General features: G+C 62.2%; 3 protein-coding genes. All 3 read right to left on the reverse strand.

Annotation, left to right across the window (positions count from 1 at the left end; translation table 11 throughout):
• The coding region (locus C8E02_RS00770; RefSeq protein WP_170152069.1) for an SEL1-like repeat protein at nucleotides 1–1,017 on the reverse strand (1,017 nt) is incomplete at its 3' end.
• Between the two features lie 3 nt (nucleotides 1,018–1,020).
• Entirely contained in the window at nucleotides 1,021–3,150 is a 2,130-nt protein-coding gene (locus tag C8E02_RS00775; protein ID WP_047966901.1) for a phospholipase D-like domain-containing protein, read from the reverse strand.
• Nucleotides 3,151–3,152: 2 nt separating this feature from the next.
• Nucleotides 3,153–4,337, reverse strand: a 1,185-nt coding sequence (locus tag C8E02_RS00780) for a DUF2345 domain-containing protein (RefSeq protein WP_245961026.1), incomplete at its 5' end; no start/stop codon positions are given.

Below are 4,337 nucleotides of genomic sequence, written 5' to 3' on the forward strand. Positions count from 1 at the left end.
CAGCCCCTTGGCCCTGGCCATCTCGACTATGCGCGCCTCGCCAGGCAGCGGTGGCGGCACATTGCTTTCCCAGTCTTTCAGCCACTGGATCTTGCCGTCCCACGGCGGCAGCTTGGCCGGTGGCAAGGGCACGATGGCGTCGATGTCGTCTACCGTGGGGTGGAGGTAGGAGTAGCGCCCCAGAATGTCGGACAGAATGTTGTACCGACGGGAGCGCTCTTCGTCTTTTTCCAGGGCGAGATAATCCAGTTCATCAGTTGAAGGTGGCGCGAGAAATGCATCGGATAACCATTGGGCTGCTGTTTCATTACCGGCTTTTACCGCCAACTGGTAGTACTTGAGCGCTTCGGGGTAGTTTTTTTGCAGCTTGAGTGCTGTCGCAGAGTCCATTGCCGACTCACTATGCCCCTGCTCCGCTGCACAACGCTTCATGGCATCACCAATTTTGTAGGGAACTGGGTAGTCAGCGGTGAGCCGATTCAGCTGCTCGCCGATATAGGCTTGGGCATCCGCACTTCCTAGATCGGCGGCATGGCGCATGTACTGCAAGGCCAGACCTTCGCTCCCCTCCACGCCGTACCCTTGGTACAGCAACACGCCCATGTCGTAGTAGCCCAGCGGCAGGCCGCGATCCACCAGCCCCTGCACCAGGTCCACGCCCTCGGTAATGGGCAGCTCGCTGGCGCTCTGGCCACGCATCAGCATCAGCAGCAGGTTGTGCGCCGCCTTGTCGTGGCCCCAGGCGGCGGCGATGCGGTACAGCCGCTCGAAAGCCGGGTATTTCGCCGCCTCGTTCTTCAACAGGTTCTTCTTCTGCAGCCAGCGCGCGTGCTTGAACAGCTGCTCGGCCTCCGGGTCGCGTTGCGGGGTGCGCGCCTGCTCGTAAGCACAATAAAAGGCCAGCTGTTCTTCCAGCTTGCGAGGAATCTTGTCGATGGTGTCCATGTCCGGGCTCTTGATGGCGCTGCCGCCGCAGGCGGCCAGCAGCAGGGTTAGCAAGGTCAGCAGGTGGCGCATGGGCTAATCCTTGTCCGAGATGCTGGGGTCGGTACGCAGGAAGCCGCGCAGCGAGGCGTAAGGAGGTAAAACGCGATCAGTCTCGCGCCGTTTGTTTTCGCTAATTATCTTTTCCCACGACTTGAACGCCTCCCCCACGTCCGCCTGTGCCCCCTTGCCCGCGGTGTGGATGTTCCATAGGTCCAGGCGCGCTTTTCTGGCCACCTGCGGGTTGCAGTGGACGAGGTTGAGTTCGCTGTCCACCTGCATGCTGCGGGTGTTGATATTGCTGCTGCCCAGGGTCATGAAGGTGTCGTTGACGATCATCAGCTTGCTGTGGATGTACACCTCCTGCCATTGCTTGCCTTCGCGCTTCACGCGGCGCGTGGTCATCGGGTAGACCATCTCGACGTAATAGCTGTCGGGCGACGGCGGGGTGTCCGGCGGCACCAGGGTGCAGATGTGCACCTTGAGGCCGGGCACTTCTTCCGGCCGGATCACCTCGTGCGCCTGCTTGCTCTTGTCGGCCAGCTCGTCGCGCTGCCGCTTCAGCCCCTGCACTTTTTGCGTGGCCTGGTGGTATTTCTCAGCCTGTTTTTGCCAAGCTGGCGGGTACTTGCCGCCCGGGTACAACACCGGATTGGGCAGGCCGATGCCTGTGCGCCGCGCCTGGCCTTGCGCCTGGCGGATGCTGGCATCCAGGTTTTCGATGCGCTTGGTGCGCGCCACGCCGGGAATGGTGTCGGCACGGCCCAGCTTGTCCAGCATCTGGTAGCTTTTCAGGGTGCCGGAGCCCATGCCGTCGTCGCTGCTATTGGTCACAACGAACAGGTGCAGCGAGCCGTGCTGGCCCGGGTCGCGCCCACAGCTCGTCTGGTCCTGTGCCGCCTTGCAGATGGCGTCGGCCAGTGGTGGCCAGCGAAAGTACTGGTTTTCGATGTAAATGCTCCGGGTGGCGTTGTTCACTGCCTGCAGGTAGACCTGCTTGATGTCTTCCACCGCCCTGCCCTGGCTGCGCACCTGTTGCTGGGTGCGCACGATCTGGCATTGCAATGCCTGACCACGCTTGTCATGCAGCGGGTAGCGACGGGTATCGATCTTCGGCAGCGCCTGCCCGGCGGCCTGTTGCCAGGCTTGCAGGAAGTTGCGATAGACATCGCCGCAAGCCGGGCCGCTGAGGCGGCTGGACAGGTCCTGCCGTGGCAGCAGGCCATTTGGCCCCAGCCAGGGGGTGTGGGGTTTGCGCTTCTGGATGCTGTGCGCGCTGGTATCCCAATAGGCGTCCAGCATGTTGTGTCCCATCACGAAGGCCAGATGGTCTTTCGGACTCTCGATATCGACCAGCACGGTTTTTTGGTGGTGGCTGGGGGTGCCGGCCAGCACATAGCGCATCGTGCGGCTGACATGCTTGTCGGTATAGTCATGCGCCAGCAGAAACTGACGATCCTGAGCGGTGAAGTCCCGGCTGTAGAACTGCAGGTTCTGCATGGTGACGTCCGACTTTGCCTGCTTGGCATTGCGCGCCATGTCAGCCTTCTCCTGCTTGCGATCGTAGCGTTCATACCAAGCAATATCGTATTCCTGCATCTGATCGGTGCTGGTAGAGGGCTGATCCGAAAGCCGCCGATTGTGCCGCCCTGGGGTGTTGGACTCTCCCAGACCGGCCTTTACCCCAGTGACGTTGATGTAGGTCTTGTCATCCGTGGCAGCGCCTTTGGCCGCACCAGCAACGGCACCCGCCACACCTCCGCCAGCACCTTTGCTAACCTCCCGTGCCATGGTGGCCGCCCGTGCCGGAATGTCTTCAAAGGCATAGCACAGCACCTTGACCTGCACATTGTTGCGGGCCTTGTATTCCAGTAGTTTGCCGATCTGTGCCGGCACCGCTTCCGGCAACTCGTCATAGCGGATGTTTTCTGCTCCCTTGCGCACGAAATACATCGACGGCTGGAAGCCCCAGCAGATGATGTACACCGACTTTTTGGCCAGGGCGATGGCGCGGTGCACCTCGGCAAACGCGCGCTCGCCATTGATCAGAAAATCAAAGGTGCCATTCAGCGGGCTGTATTCCGATTTCTGTACGAACCAAGGTGGAGTGACTGTGCATTGCAGACCCTGGTTGGCCGCAATCGGCGTCGTAATCTTGTTGCTCATGCTTATTCGCCCTTGCCAGACGGTTTGAACAGCGCCAGAAAATCTTCACGCGCCGATGCCAGCAGCTCGTCACGGCCACCGTCTGGTGTGGCTCCAGCCATGTGTTTGTGAAAACCGGCATTCGCCGCTTCGCCTTGCGCCGGATTGTGGTAATCCACAGCTACCGGAATGTCGTACACCACCCCATTGGCCAGTTCCAGCTTGTATTTCTGTACCGGCACGCGGTGCGCCACCTGGATGTGTCCTTGCTCGTCTATCACACCCTCACCCTGCAAGACACCATCGGCATACAGCTTGTAGGGCATGCCGCCCCAACCGCTCTTCACGCCCAGTGGCGACTGGTCGACCTTGATGCGGAGCGGGAATGTCGGCGCATGCTGCGGAAAGGATGGATGGGCCGGGGTCATCTTCGCCGGCCCGCTCCAGTCGTGGCTGCCGCCTTTGAAGCTCACCTTGCCCGGTGCGTGCAGTTCGATCTTGCCGTCCTTGATGCGGATGTAGGCACCGCTGCAGGTGAGCAGCACCTCTTTCTTGCCGTTGAACAACTGGCTGGCGCTCAGGCTGCTAATGGTCACGTCCTTGCCCGCCGTCAGTTCCATCGCATCGCTCTGCGCCTGCAGCTGCACCTTGCCCTTGGCCGCGATCAGCTTCAGGCTCACCACGTCCTTCACCCCGGCCACGAACAGGCTGATGTGCTGGCCGACGTTGTGCAGCCACCTTCTGCCCGAGGTCTGGTTGAGGTCGCGCTGGGCGACCTGGTCGATATTCGTGCCGGCGGCCAGGATCAGGGAGTGGTCGGTCGTCGCGGCGAGGCCGGCCGGGGCGCTGAGGATCATGATGGGCTGCTGGCCGGCCTGGGCGGCGCCATTTCCCTGGGGGGCGGTTTTGCCGTCCTTGTCGGTGTTGCTGCCGGCCTCCCAGGCTTTCAGCGCCTGCACGTGGTGCTGCAGGTGGCCGTCGGTTTTGTTGGCGCCTTTGGCGTTGTCCGGCTGGATTTCGGCGGGGCCGGTTTCCTGCGTATCGGCCAGCTGCGCGGTGGCGGTGTCGGCCAGGCTTTGGGCGAGCGCCAGCGCGGCGTCGAGCTGGCTCTGGGCGCCGTCGCGCGCCAGTTGTTTGCCGCCGGCAGCGGGCTGCGCTTCGGTTGTCAGCAGCAGGCCGTGGCCGGCGCGGATGGCGCCGTGGCGGTC

The organism is Vogesella indigofera, assembly GCF_003633895.1.
Lineage (GTDB): Bacteria > Pseudomonadota > Gammaproteobacteria > Burkholderiales > Chromobacteriaceae > Vogesella > Vogesella indigofera.